This is a genomic window from Allobosea sp. TBD101, from assembly GCF_059817965.1.
Genome location: NZ_CM187543.1, coordinates 310,837 through 328,485, shown reverse-complemented (window position 1 = coordinate 328,485; position 17,649 = coordinate 310,837). Strand labels below are relative to the sequence as shown.

Sequence of the window (17,649 nt, the reverse complement as noted above, 5' to 3'; positions counted from 1 at the left end):
GGGGATACGCGCGCGGAGAACCCGCAGGCGGATCAGGACCTGGGCGGCAGGGTGGCGATGAAGCGCTCGACCGTCGGCAGGATGGTCCGGACGATGACGGCGACGCCTTCGGCCGTGGGATGAAGCCCATCCGCCTGGTTCAGGGCGCGGTCGCCCGCGATGCCTTCCAGGAAGAACGGGTAAAGCACCAGCCCGTGCTTCTTCGCAAGCTCCGGATAGATCGCATCGAAGCGTTTCGCGAAATCCTCGCCGAGATTGCGCGGCGCATACATGCCCGCGAGCAGCACCGGGATCTTCCGTTCGATCAGACGGGCGATGATCGCTTCGAGATTTTTCCGGGTTACGGCCGGATCCACCCCGCGCAAGGCATCGTTGGCGCCGAGTTCGAGGATGACGCCGTCGGCCCCCTCCGGCACCGACCAGTCGAGCCGTTCGAGCCCGCCTTGCGTCGTGTCGCCGGAGACACCGGCGTTCACGATTTCGACAGCGAGGCCTTTCTGGCGCAACGCCTGCTCCAGCACGGCCGGAAAGGCGGCGCTGGCGGGCAGATTGTAGCCTGCCGAGAGCGAATCGCCGAAGGCGACGAGCTTCAGCGAGCGCCCGGCACTCGGATCGGGGGAGGGAGTCTGGGCGCCGGCCATGTCGGGGGACCCGACCAGAAGCAGCAGGAAGGCGACGAAAAACGTCGCAGCCGATTGGACAAGCGCGAGCCTGAACCCATATGGCCGCAGACCGTGCCGCGCCGCGGTTCCGCCCCGCTCGGGACGCGATCCGGTGCGAACGGGGATGGCGATGGAAGCGTAAGTCGGGATCATGGCGTGATGAGCGAGAAGGCCGTTTCGGCAATCGAGTTGCAGGATGTCCACCTGAGTTTGGGGCGTGGCGCCGCCCGCGTCCATATCCTCAAGGGCGTCTCGGTGTCGCTGGCCGACGGCGAGGCGACCGGGCTCGTGGGCCCCTCCGGCTCCGGCAAGTCGACCCTGCTGATGACCATGGCCGGTTTGGAGCGCCCCGATTCAGGCCTGGTCAAGGTCGCCGGCCAGGATCTTGGCGCGCTCGACGAGGATGGGCTCGCCGTCTTCCGCGGCCGGCATATCGGCATCGTCTTCCAGTCCTTCCATCTCGTGCCGACAATGACCGCCCGCGAAAACGTCGCGCTGCCGCTGGAACTCGCCGGCCATCCCGACGCCTTCACCCGCGCCGAAGCCGAACTGCGCAATGTGGGCCTGGGCCACCGCATGGACCATTACCCGGCCCAGTTGTCCGGCGGCGAGCAGCAGCGCGTCGCCATCGCGCGCGCCGTCGCGCCGGACCCGGCGATCCTCGTCGCCGACGAGCCCACCGGCAATCTCGACGAATCGACCGGCCGCGCGATCGTGGACCTGATCTTCGCCCTGAAGCGCGAGCGCGGCGCGACGCTGGTGCTGGTCACCCATGATCTCTCGCTCGCCGCGCTTTGCGAACGCACGGTCCGCCTGCGTTCCGGCGTGATCGAGGCCGAGCCCGAGACGGTGGTCGCCTGACGATGCACGCCCCCGTCAAGCCGTCCCAAAGTCCGACCTACCGCGCCCTCGGCATCGGTCTCGTCCTGCGCCTCGCGATCCGCGATCTGCGCGCGGGCCTGCGCGGCTTCGGCATCTTCATTGCCTGCCTCGCGCTCGGCGTCATGACCATCGCCGCCGTCGCCTCCGCCTCGCGCGGCCTGACCGAAGGCCTTGCCCGCGAAGGCCGGCGCATCCTCGGCGGCGATGCCGCCTTCAGCCTGATCCACCGCGAAGCGACAGCGCCCGAGCTCGCCTTCCTGACCGCACGCGGCACGGTTTCCAGCATCGCCACCATGCGCGGCATGGCCAATGCCGGTGAGAAAGGCGCGGCCCTGGTCGAGATCAAGGCGGTCGATGCGGCATATCCGAGCATCGGCACGGTCGAGACCGATCCGCAGACGCCGCTGCCCGGCCTGCTCGACCAGCGCGATGGAGCCTATGGCGCCGTCGCCGATCCCGTCCTGTTCGGCCGGCTCGACCTCAAGCCCGGCGACACCGTCACCGTCGGCGGCGCAAAAATTCAGCTCCGCGCCAATCTCATCTCCGAGCCCGACAAGATCGCGGCCGGCGTCGGCTTCGGCCCGCGCCTCCTGATGTCGCAGGAGGCGCTGAAGGCGACCGGCCTGATCCAGCCCGGCAGCCTGATCCGCTGGACCTATCGCCTCCAGCTTCCGCAGACCGCGACGAGCGATGCCGATCTTGAGAAGCTGATCGCCGATTCCGGCACGCAGCAACGCGATGCCGGCTGGGAGATCCGCTCCCGCGCCAATGCCGCGCCGAGCTTCCAGCGCAATCTCGAACGCTTCACCCAGTTCCTGACGCTGGTCGGGCTCACCGCACTGCTGGTCGGCGGCGTCGGCGTCGCCAATGCGGTGCGCCGCTTCGTCGAGGCCAAGAAGCTCGATTTCGCCACGATGAAAGCGGTCGGCGCCACCGGCGGGCGCGTCGTCGCGATCCACCTGACCGAGGTCATGCTCGTCGCCGCGATCGGCACCGCCATCGGCCTCGTGCTCGGCGCCGCCGCGCCCTTCGGCCTCGGCGCGATCGTCCGCAGCATCCTGCCGGTCCCGTTCGAGCCGACGCTGGCGCCGGGCGAACTCGCCATCGCCGCGCTCTACGGCCTGCTGACGGCGTTCGTCTTCGCGATCATCCCGCTCGGGCGCGCCCACGATATTCCGGTCTCCGCCCTGTTCCGCGACAAGGTCGAGCCCGATCCGCGCCGCCCGCGCGCGATCTATCTCGTCCTCTGCGCGCTCGCGCTGGCGGGTTTGGCCGGCGTCGCCATCGGCTTCGCCTATGATCGCCGGATCGCGCTGATCTATATCGGCGTGATGTTCGGCGTCTTCCTGCTGCTGCGCGCCGTCTCGCTCGGCCTGATGGCGCTGGCCCGCCGCCTCCCGCGCCCGCGCCGCCCGGCGCTCCGCATGGCTCTGGCCAACAGCCATCGGCCGGGCGCACTCACCCCCGCGCTCGTGCTCTCGCTGGGCTTGGGCGTCGCGCTGCTTTCGGCGCTCTCCTTCATCGATGTCAGCCTGACCCGGCAACTCACCGGCGCCCTGCCCGACAAGGCACCGAGCTTCTTCTTCCTCGACGTGCCCAGCCGCGATTCCGAGCGCTTCGACGCCTTCCTCGCGGCGGAGCGGCCGGGCGCGAAGACCGAGCGCGTGCCGATGATGCGCGGCCGCATCGTCTCGGTGAACCAGACCCGCGCCGAGGATATCAGGGCGAGCGAGCAATCCGCCTGGGTGCTCGACGGCGACCGCGGCATCACCTATGCGGCCACGCTGCCGGAAGGCTCGCGCATCGCGGCCGGCGAATGGTGGCCGGCCGATTATCGCGGCGAGCCGCTGGTCTCCTTCGACGCCCAGAACGCCGCCGGCATCGGCCTGAAGATCGGCGACCGACTCACCGTCAACGTGCTCGGTCGCAACATCACCGCCCGCGTCGCCAATTTCCGCACGGTCGACTGGCGCTCCTTCGGCATCAATTTCGTCATGGTGTTCTCGCCCAACACCTTTGCCGGGGCGCCACACACCAATCTCGCCACCATCGCGACGAGCCCGGACGGCAAGGGCGCGACCGATGCCGCGCTGATGCGCCGCCTCGCGCTCGACTTCCCGGCTGTCACGGCGGTGCGGGTCAAGGACGCGCTCGAAGCAGTCAATACGATTGTCGCCCAGCTCGCCATGGCGATCCGCGGCGCCTCCGGGCTCGCCATCGCCGCCAGCCTGCTCGTGCTCGGCGGCGCGCTCGCAGCCGGACAGCGCGCGCGGCTCTATGACGCGATGATCCTGAAGACCCTCGGCGCGACCCGCCGCTTCATACTTTCGTCGTACGCCCTTGAATACGCCGCCATCGGCTTCGTCGCAGCCGTCTTCGGCGTTCTCGCGGGTACAGCGGCAGGCTGGGGGATCGTCACGCAAGTGATGCGGATCGAGTTCGTCAGTGATCCCAGAGGGGCTATACTGGCTGCGACTGCCGCTGTCGGGGTTACCGTCCTGTTCGGGCTCGTCGGTACGATAAAAATACTGACGAAAGCGCCGGCTTCTCATCTCAGAAATTTATGATGACTATCTGAGAACGACTCTCGATAGACATTAAGATCCTGTAATTCTGCATGGGTGCAGCGCCGAACTTCTATGCCGGCGTCGGCCTTAACCATGGCGGGCTCTTGTAAGAACCGGCAAAGCCGCCCATATTCCCGTCATCGCGACTTTCGTGCGCGAGGACGGCTGGCGCCTGCGCGCTTGTCGTCGTCCGAAACTACGTCAGGGGAAACTCTCTTAATGAGCAACTTCGACCGCAATGCTCCAGTCTGGGGTGCCGGCCGCGCACAGCAGACCAGCGCCGTCGAGATGGATCAGGGCCTGCGCTCGTTCATGCTCGGCGTCTACAACAACATGACGATCGGCCTGGCCATTACCGGCCTCGCCGCGATCGGCATCAGCATGCTGGCGATTGCCGGCGTCTCGCCCACCGGTAAGGTGACGGCGCTGACCCCGCTCGGCCAGGCCCTGTATCTCAGCCCGCTGAAATGGGTCGTGATGCTGGCCCCGCTCGCCTTCATCCTGTTCTTCTCGTTCAAGGCCGAGAGCATGAGCTCCTCGGCTGCGCGCGCCATGTTCTTCGCCTTCGCGGCGGTGATGGGCGTGTCGATGTCCTCGATCTTCGTCGTCTTCACCGGCGAGTCGATCACCAAGGTCTTCTTCATCACGGCCGCGGCCTTCGGGGCGCTCAGCCTCGCCGGCTACACCACGAAGAAGTCCCTGTCGGGCATGGGCTCGTTCCTGATCATGGGCCTGATCGGCCTCGTGATCGCCTCGGTGGTCAACCTGTTCCTGAAGTCGAGCGGTCTGTCCTTCGCCATCTCGGCGATCGGCGTGCTGGTCTTCGCCGGCCTGACCGCCTGGGATACGCAGCGCCTGAAGGAGATGTATCTCTACTCCGATCTGGACCAGGAATCGGCTGCGAAGCTCTCGGTGAACGGCGCTCTGTCGCTCTACCTGAACTTCATCAACATGTTCCAGATGCTGCTCTCGCTGTTCGGCACGAAGAGCGAATGATCTGATCCCGCTCCGCGGGTGAGACGAGCCCCGGCCCCACGGCCGGGGCTTTTTCTTTGGGCCAAATCTTCCCTCGAGTTAGGCCTTCCCTTCTGGCACGGACATTGCTCATGCTTTGGGCATGACGACGCCTTCGATCCGCCCTGCCATCCCAGCCGATATCGCCGCCATCGCCGCGATCTACGCCCATGCGGTGCTGCACGGCACCGCCTCCTGGGAACTGGAACCGCCCGATGAAGCCGAGATGCAGCGACGCTTCGAGGCGATCCTGGCCGGCGGCTATCCCTATCTCGTCGCGGAGCGGGACGGCGCCATCCTCGGCTATGCCTATGCCGGAGCCTACCGGCCGCGCCCGGCCTATCGCGCCACCGTCGAGAACTCGATCTACATCGCCCCCGCCGCGCAGGGGCTCGGCATCGGCACCCTTCTGCTTGATGCCCTGATGCAGGCCTGCACCGAGCGCGGCTTCCGCCAGATGATCGCGGTGATCGGAGATGGCACCGGCGCCTCGATCGGCTCGCGCCGCCTGCATGAGCGCGCCGGCTTCCGCCTGATCGGCGTGGCCGAAAGGATAGGATTCAAGCACGGCCGCTGGCTCGACCAGATGCTGATGCAGAAGGAGCTGGGCGAGGGAGATCGGACGCCGCCGGCTCTCTAGCCCTTCGCAGCCCTCATCCTGAGGAGCCGCACAGCGGCGTCTCGAAGGAGGCTCCAGATAGTTCCGGAGCCTCCTGAAGCATCCTTCGAGACGCGCCTTCGGCGCTCCTCAGGATGAGGGCTCGAACATCTGTCCGGTCCGTGACGCCTCAGCTCACCACGCTGAGCTTGTTGTCGAGCACCTTGAGCACGCGCGAGAGTTCCGAGCCGCGCTTCAGGATCAGCCCGGTCGCCGCGACCACGGAATAGGCGCCCTGCCGCCGCGCCAGCGCCGGATCCTTGACGATGCGGTAGAGCGGCATCTCCGACGAGCGCCGGAACACCGAGAACTGCGCCTTGTCCTTCAGGAAATCGATGGCGTAGTCGCGCCATTCACCGGCCGCGACCATCCGGCCGTAGAGGTTGAGCAACTCGCTGAGTTCGCGCCGGTCGAAGGTCACGGTGGTCGGTCGCGCCGGCGCCGGGAAGTTCACAACCGCGCTCGCGGCCTGCGGTTGTGGCGTTTCGCTTTCGCTCATGGCGCCTCCCTGGTCGGAGCCTCACCAAATCACCACTGGATGATGCGCCCGCGGCCCTGCGCTGGCAAGGGAGCAAGCCGGCAAGGGACCACGCGTCGGGTCGGTGTTCTCCACGAATGCCCCATTTTCGCCGCGAACACGCCAAGCGAGCGCCAAGTTGCGACGTTCAACTCTCTTCGTTGCCTCGACGGCCCGGTTTCACTGATCGCCGGTTTGTCAGCCCCCCAGCCCCCCGGAGTTCGGGCGGAGCCGGGCCACCGAGTCGGGGCCAACTAGCGGCTGGCATTGCGCCGGCCGTTTTTCTTTTGGGGCTACCCTCCCGGCCGGCGTCGCGAGATGCCGGTGTTGGAAAGCGATCTTACCGCGCCTGCCCGTGATAATCCGCATTGGGCCGCATATCGACCGCCGAGGCCATCCGGTTCGACATGTTGTAGAAGGACGCGACGGCGCCGATGTCCCAGATGTCGCGCTCACTGAACCCGGTCTTGCGCAGCGTTTCCCGGTCCTCCTCGCCGATCAGATGCGGGGTTTCCGTCAGCTTGACCGAGAAATCGAGCATGGCGCGGTGCCGCGCCGACAGCGCCGCCGCCCGGTAGTTCATCACCATGAGCTCGCCCAGCACGGGGTCGCCGGAGAGCTGGCGCACCGCCGCGCCATGGGCGGTCAGGCAGTAATAGCAGCGGTTCACGCTGGAGACCGCGACCGCGATCATCTCCCGCTCCAGCTTCGACAAGCCGGACGGCGCCAGCATCAGGTCGTTGTAAAAGGCCGCGAAGGCCGTGAGCTTGGCGTCGTCATGGGCATAGGAGCTCAGCACATTCGGCACAAATCCGAGCTTCTCCTCGCATTTCGCGAAGTAAGCCTGGTTTTCGGCTGAAAGCGCGCCCGGCTTCAGGTCCAGAGCCATGACGACCGGCGGCGAATCCTGACGCGCCGGCTCTTCTCCCACCTTGGGTTTGTCATGCTTTATTGCCATGGTGCGTCCTGTCGAGTCGGCGAGAGCGTCAGTTTGCCGCTTTTTCAGGCACGGCAAGTTGAAAGGCTCCGCAGCCTATGTCATCGCTGCGGCAAAACAACTGGGGTTGGGACATGGGCAAACGGGTGACGAACGCGACCGCTGGCGCGATCGCAGCGATCGAGGCCGCAGCCACCGGATTGAAGAATTCGATGCCCGCCGAGTTCCCCCGCCTGCTCTTCGGCCGCTCCGTCGCCGAGGATCTCGACGCCCTCCCGGCCGAAATGCTCGCCCGCACCGCCGCCGCCGCCTTCGAGCACCTCGCTCAGCCGCGCAAGCCGGATACGATCAACCTGCGCTTCCGCGACGAGGAATTCGGCGAGGGCGAGCGCAAGCACCAGCTCACCGTTCTCGAGGTCGTCAACGACAACAAGCCGTTCCTGCTCGATTCGACGCTCGCCGAACTGCAGGAGCAGGGCCATGAGCCCCGCCTCGTCGCCCACCCGATCCTGGCCGTCGCCCGCGACGCCAAGGGCAAGTTCACCTCGCTCGCCGGCGAAGCCGCCGGCCGCGCCCCCGAGGGCACGCGCCGCGAGAGCCTGCTCCATATCCATGTCCCGCGCATCGATACGCCGGAAGCCCGCGAGAAGCTGCGCGCCGGGCTCGACCACGTCTATGCCGATGTCGCGCTCGCCGTCGACGACTGGGCCGCGATGCGCGGCCGCATCACCGAGGTGATCCAGGCCTATCGCGCCAATCCGCCGCCGCTGCCGGAGGACGAGATCAACGAGGCGCTGCAGTTCCTCGAATGGATCGCCGGCGACAACTTCACCCTGCTCGGCATCCGCGCCTACCGCTTCCCTGGCGGCGACGTCGCGGCCGACCCGATCGAGGGCTCGGGCCTCGGCATCCTGCGCAACCCCACGGTCAAGGTCCTGCGCAAGGGCCGCGAACTGGTCACGGTCACGCCGGAGCTGCGCTCCTTCCTGGCCAAGCCCCAGGCGCTGATCATCACCAAGGCCAACGTCAAGAGCCGCGTCCACCGGCGCGTCCATCTCGACTATGTCGGCGTCAAGCTGTTCACGCCGGACGGCCGGCTCGACGGCGAATTGCGCATCGTCGGCCTGCTCACCTCGAACGCCTATACCGGCTCGGCCCGCGCCATCCCCTATCTGCGCCTGAAGGTCGCCCGCGTCGCCAAGAATATCGGCTTCGACCCGGCGAGCTATTCCGGCCGGGCGCTGATGAATGTGCTCGATGCCTATCCGCGTGATGAGCTCTTCCAGATCGACACCCCGACGCTGGAGCAGTTCGCGCTCGACATCCTGCAGCTCACCGAGCGGCCGCGCATCCGCGCGCTCGCCCGCGTCGATGAGTTCGACCGCTTCGTCTCGATCCTCGTCTTCATCCCGAAGGACCGCTACGACACCACGGTGCGCCTGCGCGTCGGCGACTTCCTGGCGCGGATCTATGCCGGGCGCCTCTCGGCCGCCTATCCCGCCTATCCCGAGGGTCCGCTCTCGCGCACCCATTACATCATCGGCCGCGACGAGGGCAAAACCCCGCGTGTCGAGCGCTCGACGCTCGAAGCCGGCATCAGCGCCATCGTCCGCACCTGGGGCGACGGGCTGAAGGACGTGCTCGACCAGGAGAAGGCCGGCCCCGCCGCCCGCGCCCTGGCAGAGCGCTATGCCGAGGCCTTTGGTGCCGCCTATCGCGAGCGCTTCTCGGCCGCCGACGCGCTCGTCGATATCGAGATGCTCCAGCAGCTCACGCCGGAGCGCGGCCGCGCCGTCAATCTCTACCGGCGCGAAGGCGACGACGCCAAGCGCGCCAATCTCAAGGTGTTCTCGCGCGGCGCCCCGATCTCGCTCTCGGCCCGCGTGCCGGTGCTCGAGAACATGGGCTTCCGCGTCGTCAACGAGCGGACCTACAACGTCATGCCGCAGGGCAATGGCGATGCGGTCCGCATCTGGCTGCACGACATGACACTGGAGCGCGCCGACGACGGCGAGATCGATGTCGAACATCTCGATCCGACCATCGAGGCGGCGCTGATGGCGCAGTTCCGCGGCTTCGCGGAATCCGACCGTTTCGACCAGCTCGTGCTCGTCGCCGGCCTTGGCTGGCGTGAGGCCGCCCTGCTGCGCGCCTTCGGCCGCTATTTGCGTCAGGCCGGCGCACCCTATGCCCAGGGCTATATCGCCGATGCGCTGACCAGCCATCCCGGCATCGCCGCCGGGCTCGTCGCCTATTTCGCCGCCAAGTTCGACCCGCGCGTCCCGGCGGGCGAACGCGAGCAGCGCATGGCCCAGAAACATGCCGAGATCGAGGAGGCGCTCGACGCCGTCACCAGCCTCGACGACGACCGCATCCTGCGCCGCCTCGTCAATCTGGTCGATGCCGCCTTGCGCACCAACTTCTTCCAGATCGGCCCGGACGGGCAGCCGCGCCAGACCATCACCTTCAAGTTCGACTGCGCCAGGGTCGACGGCCTGCCGCTGCCGCGCCCGCTCTACGAGATCTTCGTCTATTCGCCGCGCGTCGAGGGCGTCCATATGCGCTTCGGCAAGGTCGCCCGCGGCGGCCTGCGCTGGTCCGACCGGCCGCAGGATTTCCGCACGGAGGTGCTCGGCCTCGTCAAGGCGCAGCAGGTCAAGAACGCTGTGATCGTGCCGGTCGGCGCCAAGGGCGGCTTCTTCCCGAAGCAGCTCCCGCCGGCTTCCGACCGCGCCGCCTGGCTCGCCGAAGGCACCGAGAGCTACCGCATCTTCATCCGCAACCTGCTCGAGCTCACCGACAATCTCGACGGCGAGACGGTGATCCCCCCCGCCGACACCGTCCGCCACGACCACGACGACCCCTATCTCGTCGTCGCCGCCGACAAGGGCACCGCGACCTTCTCCGACACCGCCAATGCGATCTCGCTGGAGAAGCATCACTGGCTCGGCGACGCCTTCGCCTCCGGCGGCTCGCAGGGCTACGACCACAAGGGCATGGGCATCACCGCCCGCGGCGCCTGGGAAGCGGTGAAGCGCCATTTCCGCGAGGTCGATATCGACATCCAGACCACGCCCTTCACCGTCGCCGGCGTCGGCGACATGTCGGGCGACGTCTTCGGCAACGGCATGCTGCTCTCGCCCGCGATCAAGCTGGTCGCAGCCTTCGACCATCGCGACATCTTCCTCGATCCCGATCCGGACACGGCAAAATCGCTGGCCGAGCGCCAGCGCCTCTTCGCCCTGCCGCGCTCGTCCTGGGCCGATTACGACAAGAGCCTGATCTCGAAGGGCGGCGGCATCTTCTCGCGCCAGGCCAAGAGCATCCCGCTCTCACCCGAGGTTCGCGCGCTGCTCGACCTCGACAAGAAGGAGGTTTCGCCGCCCGAGCTGATGACGGCGATCCTGAAGAGCCGCGTCGACCTGCTCTGGTTCGGCGGCATCGGCACCTATATCCGCGCCTCCGACGAGACCGACGCGCAGGTCGGCGACCGCGCCAATGACGCGATCCGCATCGCCGGCAACGATCTCCGGGCGCGGGTCATCGGCGAGGGCGCCAATCTCGGCATGACCCAGCGCGGACGCATCGAAGCGGCCCGCAAGGGTGTCAGGATCAACACCGACGCGATCGACAACTCCGCCGGCGTCAACACCTCCGACGTCGAGGTCAATATCAAGATCGCGCTCGCGGGCCCCGTGGCAGACGGCCGCCTCAAGGAAGACAAGCGCAACGAATTGCTCGCCACGATGACCGACGAGGTCGGCGATCTCGTGCTGCGCAACAACTACCTGCAGACGCTGGCGCTTTCGCTGACCGAGGCGCAGGGCTCGGCCGCGACGCCTGGCCTGCGCTTCCTGATGCAGAAATTGGAACAGGACGGAAGGCTCGACCGTGCGGTCGAGTACCTGCCGAGCGACGCCCAGCTCGCCGAGCGCGAGAAGCGCAGCGAAGGTCTCACCCGGCCGGAACTCGCCGTGCTGCTGGCCTATGCCAAACTCTCGCTGCACGATGCGCTGCTCGAATCCCCGGTGCCGGACGATCCCTATCTCGCCAGCGAGCTCGTCCGCTATTTCCCGAAGGCGCTACGCGAAGCCTATCCGGACGCGATCGCCAGCCACAAGCTGCGCCGCGAGATCGTCGCGACCCAGCTCGCCAACGCGATCGTCAACCGCGGCGGCCCGGCTCTCGTGCCGGTGCTCGCGGCTCTGACCCGCTCCGACGCGCCGGCCATTGCGGCTGCCTACGCGATCGCGCGGGATTCCTTCGATCTCATCGCCCTCAATGGCGAGATCGACGCGCTCGATGCGAAAATCCCCGGCAAGACCCAGCTCGGCCTCTACGGTGCCGCACAGGAACTCGTCACCAACCGCATGGGCTGGTTCCTGCGGCGCGGCGTCGCCAAGCCCGGCACGATCGAGCCGACCATCGCCCGCTACGCCAAGGGCGTGAAGGAGCTGGCCGGCGAGCTCGGCTCCCTGCTGCCCGAGGCGGCGTCCCAGGCGAGGCTCGCGCGCATCGCCGTGCTGACCTCCGAGGGCGTGCCGGAAGCGCTGGCCACGCGCATCGCAAGCCTGCCGGCGCTCGCCGAGGCGACCGACATCGTCGACATCGCCGAGCGCGGCAAGCGCAAGATCGGCGAGGTCGCCCGCATCCATTTCGGCATCGACGCGCTGTTCGGCCTGTCGAGCCTGAAGGCGGCGGCCGCGGCCGTGCCGGCAACGGACGATTACGAGCGTCTCGCCCGCGAACGGGCGATCGAGACCCTCGACGACGCCCAGTCCAACCTGACGCAGGAGGCTGCGGCCTCGGCCAAGGGGCAGGGTACGCTGGAGAGCTGGCTCAGCGAGCGCGGCGAGGATGCGGAGCGCACCCGCAGCACCGTCAACGCGATCGCGAGCTCCGGCCTGACCTTGCCGAAACTGATGGTGGCGGCCGGCATGCTGGCCGACCTGCCGCGTAAGCGGTAGATTGCGGCGCCTCTGCGCGCGAAGCGATCTGAGCATAGTGTCCTGACATCGGACCGGAAGGCGGCATCCGCTTTTCGGTCCGATGCACTTGTTGAACGGAAAGACCGATGACCGGCGAAGCCGACACGACCACCCGCATCGACCCCAAGCTGCTCGAAATCCTGGTCTGCCCACTGACCAAGGCGACGCTGGAATACGACGCCGCGAAACAGGAACTGATCAGCCGCCCCGCAAAGCTGGCCTATCCGATCCGCGACGGCATCCCGATCATGCTGCCGGAAGAGGCGCGGCCGCTGGAGGATTGAGGCGGTTTGGCCCGCCCTCGACACTGTGTTAGTATGTACACATCCCAACACAGGAGCTGAGGCGATGGCCGCGACGGAAACAATGACGATCCGGGTTTCGGCCGAAACCAAGCGTAAGCTCGAGCGCATCGCCGCCAGCGCCCGGCGCAGCAAGTCCTTCCTCGCCGGCGAGGCGGTTTCGACCTATGTCGACCGCGAACTGGAGATCATCGAGGGCATCAAGCGCGGCTTGGCGGATGTCGAGGCCGGGCGGGTCGTGCCGCATGACGAGGCCATGGCCGAAGCCCGCCGGGTCATTGCAGAGGCGCGGCGCGAGAAAGCCCAGCGCGGATGAAGCCGGTCATCTGGTCCGATGACGCGCAGCACGATTACTTCGACATCCTCAGATATATCGCCAAGGACAACCCGGACGCGGCCGAGCGGGTTGTCGATGCCATCGAGCAGGCTGGAAACAACCTGGGCGAATTCGCGACAGGGCGACTTGGCCGTGTGAGCGGCACTTACGAGAAGCTGGTTCCCGGCCTGCCCTATATCCTGGCCTATGCCATTATATCCCGAGATGGGCGCGAGGTCGTCGCGATCCTGCGTGTCATCCATACGGCGCGAGACTGGCGCGAGGAGGATTGGCCCGCCTAGACGAGGCCCTTAAAGCGCCTCGCCCCGGAGCAATCGTGGCGGTGCGCCGGCGACGCCCGCCGCCTCCCGGATGAAGAAGCGCTTCAGGCCCGGCAGTCGGTCGACGAGGCCGAGGCCGAGATCGCGCGCCAACCTGAGCGGCGTCGCATCGTTCGAGAACAGGCGGTTCAACCCGTCGGTCACCGCGCCCATCGCCACCGTGTCGAAGCGCCGCGCCTTCTCGTAATCCTCCAGGACGTCGGCCGAGCCGGGGTCGAGCCCGAGCCGGGCCGCATCGACGATAGCCTCGGCCAGCGCCGCGACGTCCTTCAGGCCGAGATTGAGCCCCTGCCCGGCGATGGGGTGGATCAGATGCGCGGCATCGCCCAGCAGGGCCAGACGCTCGCCCACGAAGCGGCGTGCCACGCCGAAGCCGAGCGGATGCGCGCTCACCTTGCTTTCGAGCGCGATCTCGCCGAGTTCGAGCCCGAAGCGCCGCTCGATCTCGGCGAGCATGTCCTGCGCATCGAGCGAGAGCAGCGGCGCGACATTCTCTGTCCGCTCCGTCCAGACGATCGAGGAGCGGTGTCCGAGCCTGCCGCCATCGGCCAGCGGCAGGATGGCAAAGGGGCCCGACGGCAGGAAATGCTCGACCGCCCGGCCATCATGCGGCCGCTCATGTCCGATCGTGGCGACGATGCCGGACTGGCCATAGTCCCAGCCGACCCAGCCGATCCCCGCCAGCTCGCGCAGTTTCGAGCGCGCGCCATCGGCTGCAACCAATAGCGCCGCCGCGCAGCGCGTGCCGTCGGCAAAAATGATCTCGACCGACGCATCCTCGGCGGAGAAGCGTCGCACGCCGGCGCTGCGCAATTCGACGCCAGCATCGCCGCACGCGGCTTTCAGGGCTGCGACCAGCGCCGCATTCTCCACCATATGGGCGAAGGGTTCGCCGGGTTCGACCTCGCCGTCGAAGGTCAGGAAGACCGGGCGGACGGCGTCCTCGGTCCGGCTGTCGGAGACGATCATCTCCAGCATCGGCTGGGCCGTATGCGCGATTCCCTCCCAGACGCCCAGCGTCTTCAGCATGGCCCGGCCGCCCGCCGCGACCGCATAGGCACGGTTATCGGCACGGGGCGCGGCCGACAGCGCCGGATCGGCCAGGATCACCGAGAAATCCTCGCCCAGCCCCTGCTTCAATGCGAGCGCCAGCGCCAGCCCGGCGATGCCGCCGCCCGCGATGACGATGCGCATGGCGCTGCTGCCCTGCTCGATAGCCATGTCGTCCTTCTCTCCGCGCCGACTTGACGCCACGGGATGCCTCGGTGCTGATGCCAACGAAGCCGGCTGCCCCTGTGCGGGGCGCCGGCCCGTCCGTCAACTAGACCGCGATACCGCCGACCATGTCCCAGATCAGCGCTTCCCTGACGGCGATCCTCGACCTCGAGCAGCTCGAGCGCAACCTGTTCCGCGGTCGCAGCCCCAAATCGAGCTGGCCGCGCGTCTTCGGCGGGCAGGTCATCGCGCAATCGCTCTATGCCGCCTGCAAGACGGTCGAGGGCCGGCAGCCGCATTCTCTGCATGCCTATTTCCTGCTGGCAGGCGACCCCGAAGTCCCGATCGTCTACGAGGTCGATCGCCTGCGCGATGGCCGCTCCTTCACCACGCGCCGCGTGCTGGCCATCCAGAAGGGTGAGGCGATCTTCGCCATGTCCGCCTCCTTCCATGTCGAGGAACCCGGCTACGAGCACCAGATGCCGATGCCGAAGGTGCCGATGCCGGAGGAGCTGCCGGACCGCGAGGAGATGGTGAAGCTGTTCAGCGCGCCGGAACACAACCCGCTCCAGACCTTCTACCAGCGCAAGCGACCGATCGAGATCCGTCCGGTCGAGCTTGAACGCTATCGGGGTGCCGCGAACCTGGAGCCGAAATTCAATGTCTGGATCCGCGCGATCGAGCCGCTGCCGGATGAGCCGGCCTTCCACCAGAGCGTGCTCGCCTATGCCTCGGACCTGCTGTTGCTCGATTCCAGCCTGATCGCCCATGGCGCGACGGTCTTCGACCAGAAGATCCAGGCCGCCAGCCTCGACCACGCGCTCTGGTTCCACCGTCCGTTCCGGGCCGATGACTGGCTGCTCTATTCGCAGGACAGCCCTTCGACCTCGGGTGCGCGCGGCTTCTCGCGCGGTCTCGTCTTCGACCGGCAAGGCCGCCTCGTCGCCTCGGTCGCGCAGGAAGGGCTCGTCCGGCCCCGGCCCGATCTCGGCTGATCGGATTTCAGGCATCTGCGCAGAATCCAGCCTATTGCCTAAATCTTAGGCAATAACGCCTGTCATTCTCCTCGGACCTTTCTGATTCCGCCTCCGGAAGCGGCTTCGCAGTGTCCGGAGCGGGTTGGCACGTCCCTTGAATTGCGTGTTGCGACGCAACTGCGATCCCGCAGGCGCGAGAGTGCAACGAGATCGCCGGGGCTGACGACCGGGCGGCGCAGACGGGGAAACCCAGCACATGAAAATCGTGATGGCGATCATCAAGCCGTTCAAGCTGGAGGAGGTGCGCGACGGGCTCACCGCCGTCGGCGTGCACGGCCTGACCGTGACCGAGGTGAAAGGCTACGGCCGCCAGAAGGGTCATACGGAAATCTACCGCGGCGCCGAATATGCCGTGAGCTTCCTGCCGAAGATCAAGATCGAGGTCGCGGTCTCCGACGAGCTCGTCGACCGGGTGATCGAGACGATCACCGCCGCCGCCCGCACCGGCCAGATCGGCGACGGCAAGATCTTCGTCTCCTCGATCGAGAAGGCCGTGCGCATCCGCACCGGCGAGACCGACGCCGACGCCCTCTGAGCCCCGACCTTCAGGAGTTTTCGACGATGACTTTCAGGACTTCCCTGCGGGCCGGATTGGCTGGCCTCTCGCTGGCGGCGCTGACGGCCGGCGTTGCGCTGGCCCAGGCTCCCGCCACCCCGCCCGTTCCCAACAAGGGCGACGTCGCCTTCATGATGAGCTCGACGATCCTCGTCCTGCTCATGACCATTCCCGGCCTCGCCCTGTTCTATGGCGGGCTCGTCCGCTCGAAGAACATGCTCTCGGTCCTGACGCAGGTTTTCGCGATCGTCAGCGTCGTCTGCATCCTCTGGGTGACCTATGGCTACTCGCTCGCCTTCACCAATGGCGGCGGCCTCAACGATTTCGTCGGTGGCTTCTCCAAGGCCTTCCTCAGGGGTGTCGACGCCACGACGGTCGCCGGCACGTTCTCGAACGGCGTCTACATCCCCGAATTCGTCTATGTCTGCTTCCAGATGACCTTCGCCTGCATCACGCCGGCGCTGATCGTCGGCGCCTTCGCGGAACGGATGAAGTTCTCGGCCCTGCTGCTCTTTACCGTGCTCTGGGTCACCTTCATCTATTTCCCGATGGCCCACATGGTCTGGTACTGGGGCGGGCCTGACGCGGTCGGCAACGCCGCCAAGGCGCTCGCCGAGGCCGGCGCGGACGGCAAGGTTGCCGCTCAGGCCGCGCTCGACGCCGTCAATGCCGATGCCGGCATGCTCTTCAAGTGGGGCGCGCTCGACTTCGCCGGCGGCACGGTCGTCCATATCAACGCAGGGATCGCCGGCCTCGTCGGCTGCATCCTGATCGGCAAGCGCGTCGGCTTCGGCAAGGAGCTCATGGCACCGCACTCGCTGACCATGACGCTGATCGGCGCCGCGCTTCTCTGGGTCGGCTGGTTCGGCTTCAACGCCGGCTCCAACCTCGAGGCGAACGGCACCGCCGCACTCGCCATGCTCAACACCTTCGTCGCAACGGCGGCGGCGGCGCTGGGCTGGCTGTTCGTCGAATGGGCGGTCAAGGGCAAGCCCTCGATGCTCGGCATGGTCTCCGGTGCGGTCGCCGGCCTCGTCGCCGTCACCCCGGCCGCCGGCTTCGCCGGCCCGATGGGCTCGATCGTGCTCGGCCTCGCCGCCGGTGCCGTCTGCTTCGTCTTCTGCACGACCGTGAAGAACGCGCTCGGCTACGACGATTCGCTCGATGTCTTCGGCATCCACTGCGTCGGCGGCATCATCGGCGCGATCGCGACCGGCATCCTCGTCAACACCACGCTCGGCGGCGCCGGCATCCCGGATTATTCCAGCAAGCCCGGCGAGCTCGCCGTGGGTGCGTATGAATTCGGCCCGGCCGTGATGGCCCAGATCAAGGCGGTGCTGTTCACCATCGTGTTCAGCGCCGTCGGCTCGGCGATCCTGTACAAGATCGTCGACCTGGTCGTCGGCCTGCGCGTCACCACCGACCAGGAGCGCGAAGGCCTCGACATCGCCGAGCATGGCGAGCGCGCCTACCACAGCTGATCCTCCCGCCGCTCCCAGCGGCAACTCGGCCCCGGCAGCGCTGCCGGGGCCTTTTTGTTGCTCCCGGCTATCATGCCCGGGCCCGACCCGGGCGTTCGGGATTGAGAAGGCATCTCTTCCGACAAGAAGTTCCCGTGCCGTCGCTTCGCTGCCCGAGAATGACGGAGCGCTGCCCG

The 17,649-nt window shown here is 67.3% G+C and carries 15 protein-coding genes; 11 read left to right on the top strand and 4 right to left on the bottom strand.

From position 1 onward, the window contains the following. Positions 1–32 precede the first annotated feature (32 nt). Positions 33–641 (bottom strand): arylesterase, encoded by a 609-nt coding sequence (locus AC6RIC_RS01615; RefSeq protein WP_499734844.1) that lies wholly within the window; start codon positions 639–641, stop codon positions 33–35. Between the two features lie 180 nt (positions 642–821). Between AC6RIC_RS01615 and AC6RIC_RS01610 the strand changes: the two genes are divergently transcribed. From AC6RIC_RS01610 to AC6RIC_RS01595, 4 genes are all read left to right on the top strand, one after another. Next, positions 822–1,523 (top strand): ABC transporter ATP-binding protein, encoded by a 702-nt coding sequence (locus tag AC6RIC_RS01610; protein ID WP_454654416.1) that lies wholly within the window; start codon positions 822–824, stop codon positions 1,521–1,523. Positions 1,524–1,525: 2 nt separating this feature from the next. Continuing rightward, positions 1,526–4,111, top strand: a complete 2,586-nt coding sequence (locus AC6RIC_RS01605) for an ABC transporter permease (protein WP_499734843.1) — start codon at positions 1,526–1,528, stop codon at positions 4,109–4,111. A gap of 219 nt (positions 4,112–4,330) precedes the next feature. After that, positions 4,331–5,107, top strand: a complete 777-nt coding sequence (locus tag AC6RIC_RS01600; protein ID WP_499734842.1) for a Bax inhibitor-1/YccA family protein — start codon at positions 4,331–4,333, stop codon at positions 5,105–5,107. Between the two features lie 121 nt (positions 5,108–5,228). Beyond that, positions 5,229–5,765 (top strand): GNAT family N-acetyltransferase, encoded by a 537-nt coding sequence (locus AC6RIC_RS01595; protein WP_499734841.1) that lies wholly within the window; start codon positions 5,229–5,231, stop codon positions 5,763–5,765. 148 nt (positions 5,766–5,913) lie between these two features. On the opposite strand, the gene AC6RIC_RS01590 is transcribed toward AC6RIC_RS01595, so the two are convergent. Together AC6RIC_RS01590 and AC6RIC_RS01585 are read right to left on the bottom strand one after the other, a co-directional pair. Further along, complete coding sequence (locus tag AC6RIC_RS01590) at positions 5,914–6,282, bottom strand: DUF2794 domain-containing protein (RefSeq protein ID WP_336814630.1); 369 nt, start codon at positions 6,280–6,282, stop codon at positions 5,914–5,916. A gap of 358 nt (positions 6,283–6,640) precedes the next feature. Beyond that, complete coding sequence (locus AC6RIC_RS01585; RefSeq protein ID WP_499736534.1) at positions 6,641–7,189, bottom strand: peroxidase-related enzyme; 549 nt, start codon at positions 7,187–7,189, stop codon at positions 6,641–6,643. A 182-nt stretch (positions 7,190–7,371) separates the two neighbouring features. On the opposite strand from AC6RIC_RS01585, the gene AC6RIC_RS01580 reads away from it, so the two are divergent. From AC6RIC_RS01580 to AC6RIC_RS01565, 4 genes are all read left to right on the top strand, one after another. After that, positions 7,372–12,204 carry an NAD-glutamate dehydrogenase gene (locus AC6RIC_RS01580; protein WP_499734840.1) on the top strand — a complete coding sequence of 1,611 codons (4,833 nt, stop codon included), beginning with the start codon at positions 7,372–7,374 and terminating at the stop codon, positions 12,202–12,204. Between the two features lie 107 nt (positions 12,205–12,311). Continuing rightward, positions 12,312–12,509: a Trm112 family protein gene (locus AC6RIC_RS01575; RefSeq protein ID WP_047580901.1), complete on the top strand. Its 198-nt coding sequence runs from the start codon at positions 12,312–12,314 to the stop codon at positions 12,507–12,509. Positions 12,510–12,573: 64 nt separating this feature from the next. Continuing rightward, entirely contained in the window at positions 12,574–12,843 is a 270-nt protein-coding gene (locus AC6RIC_RS01570) for a CopG family ribbon-helix-helix protein (RefSeq protein ID WP_499734839.1), read from the top strand. Further along, positions 12,840–13,145, top strand: a complete 306-nt coding sequence (locus AC6RIC_RS01565; protein ID WP_499734838.1) for a type II toxin-antitoxin system RelE/ParE family toxin — start codon at positions 12,840–12,842, stop codon at positions 13,143–13,145. The genes AC6RIC_RS01570 and AC6RIC_RS01565 overlap by 4 nt, the downstream gene beginning before the upstream one ends. A 9-nt stretch (positions 13,146–13,154) precedes the next feature. Here the strand turns inward: AC6RIC_RS01565 and AC6RIC_RS01560 are convergent, their stop codons facing one another. Next, positions 13,155–14,405 carry a ubiquinone biosynthesis hydroxylase gene (locus AC6RIC_RS01560; RefSeq protein WP_499734837.1) on the bottom strand — a complete coding sequence of 417 codons (1,251 nt, stop codon included), beginning with the start codon at positions 14,403–14,405 and terminating at the stop codon, positions 13,155–13,157. A 122-nt stretch (positions 14,406–14,527) separates the two neighbouring features. On the opposite strand from AC6RIC_RS01560, the gene tesB reads away from it, so the two are divergent. From tesB to AC6RIC_RS01545, 3 genes are all read left to right on the top strand, one after another. Continuing rightward, positions 14,528–15,394 carry an acyl-CoA thioesterase II gene (tesB, locus tag AC6RIC_RS01555; RefSeq protein ID WP_454654406.1) on the top strand — a complete coding sequence of 289 codons (867 nt, stop codon included), beginning with the start codon at positions 14,528–14,530 and terminating at the stop codon, positions 15,392–15,394. Between the two features lie 238 nt (positions 15,395–15,632). Next, a complete protein-coding gene (locus AC6RIC_RS01550) occupies positions 15,633–15,971 on the top strand; it encodes a P-II family nitrogen regulator (protein ID WP_306224151.1) in 339 nt (112 codons plus the stop codon). A 26-nt stretch (positions 15,972–15,997) separates the two neighbouring features. Next, positions 15,998–17,473 (top strand): ammonium transporter, encoded by a 1,476-nt coding sequence (locus AC6RIC_RS01545; protein WP_454654405.1) that lies wholly within the window; start codon positions 15,998–16,000, stop codon positions 17,471–17,473. Positions 17,474–17,649: the final 176 nt, after the last annotated feature.

Excerpts from the sequence above, each read along its gene's own strand:
- AC6RIC_RS01615 (WP_499734844.1), bottom strand. The coding sequence starts at position 641 with ATGGCCGGCGCCCAGACTCCCTCCCCCGATCCGAGTGCCGGGCGCTCG.
- AC6RIC_RS01610 (WP_454654416.1), top strand. The coding sequence starts at position 822 with ATGAGCGAGAAGGCCGTTTCGGCAATCGAGTTGCAGGATGTCCACCTG.
- AC6RIC_RS01605 (WP_499734843.1), top strand. The coding sequence starts at position 1,526 with ATGCACGCCCCCGTCAAGCCGTCCCAAAGTCCGACCTACCGCGCCCTC.
- AC6RIC_RS01600 (WP_499734842.1), top strand. The coding sequence starts at position 4,331 with ATGAGCAACTTCGACCGCAATGCTCCAGTCTGGGGTGCCGGCCGCGCA.
- AC6RIC_RS01595 (WP_499734841.1), top strand. The coding sequence starts at position 5,229 with ATGACGACGCCTTCGATCCGCCCTGCCATCCCAGCCGATATCGCCGCC.
- AC6RIC_RS01590 (WP_336814630.1), bottom strand. The coding sequence starts at position 6,282 with ATGAGCGAAAGCGAAACGCCACAACCGCAGGCCGCGAGCGCGGTTGTG.
- AC6RIC_RS01585 (WP_499736534.1), bottom strand. The coding sequence starts at position 7,189 with ATGGCTCTGGACCTGAAGCCGGGCGCGCTTTCAGCCGAAAACCAGGCT.
- AC6RIC_RS01580 (WP_499734840.1), top strand. The coding sequence starts at position 7,372 with ATGGGCAAACGGGTGACGAACGCGACCGCTGGCGCGATCGCAGCGATC.
- AC6RIC_RS01575 (WP_047580901.1), top strand. The coding sequence starts at position 12,312 with ATGACCGGCGAAGCCGACACGACCACCCGCATCGACCCCAAGCTGCTC.
- AC6RIC_RS01570 (WP_499734839.1), top strand. The coding sequence starts at position 12,574 with ATGGCCGCGACGGAAACAATGACGATCCGGGTTTCGGCCGAAACCAAG.
- AC6RIC_RS01565 (WP_499734838.1), top strand. The coding sequence starts at position 12,840 with ATGAAGCCGGTCATCTGGTCCGATGACGCGCAGCACGATTACTTCGAC.
- AC6RIC_RS01560 (WP_499734837.1), bottom strand. The coding sequence starts at position 14,405 with ATGGCTATCGAGCAGGGCAGCAGCGCCATGCGCATCGTCATCGCGGGC.
- tesB (WP_454654406.1), top strand. The coding sequence starts at position 14,528 with ATGTCCCAGATCAGCGCTTCCCTGACGGCGATCCTCGACCTCGAGCAG.
- AC6RIC_RS01550 (WP_306224151.1), top strand. The coding sequence starts at position 15,633 with ATGAAAATCGTGATGGCGATCATCAAGCCGTTCAAGCTGGAGGAGGTG.
- AC6RIC_RS01545 (WP_454654405.1), top strand. The coding sequence starts at position 15,998 with ATGACTTTCAGGACTTCCCTGCGGGCCGGATTGGCTGGCCTCTCGCTG.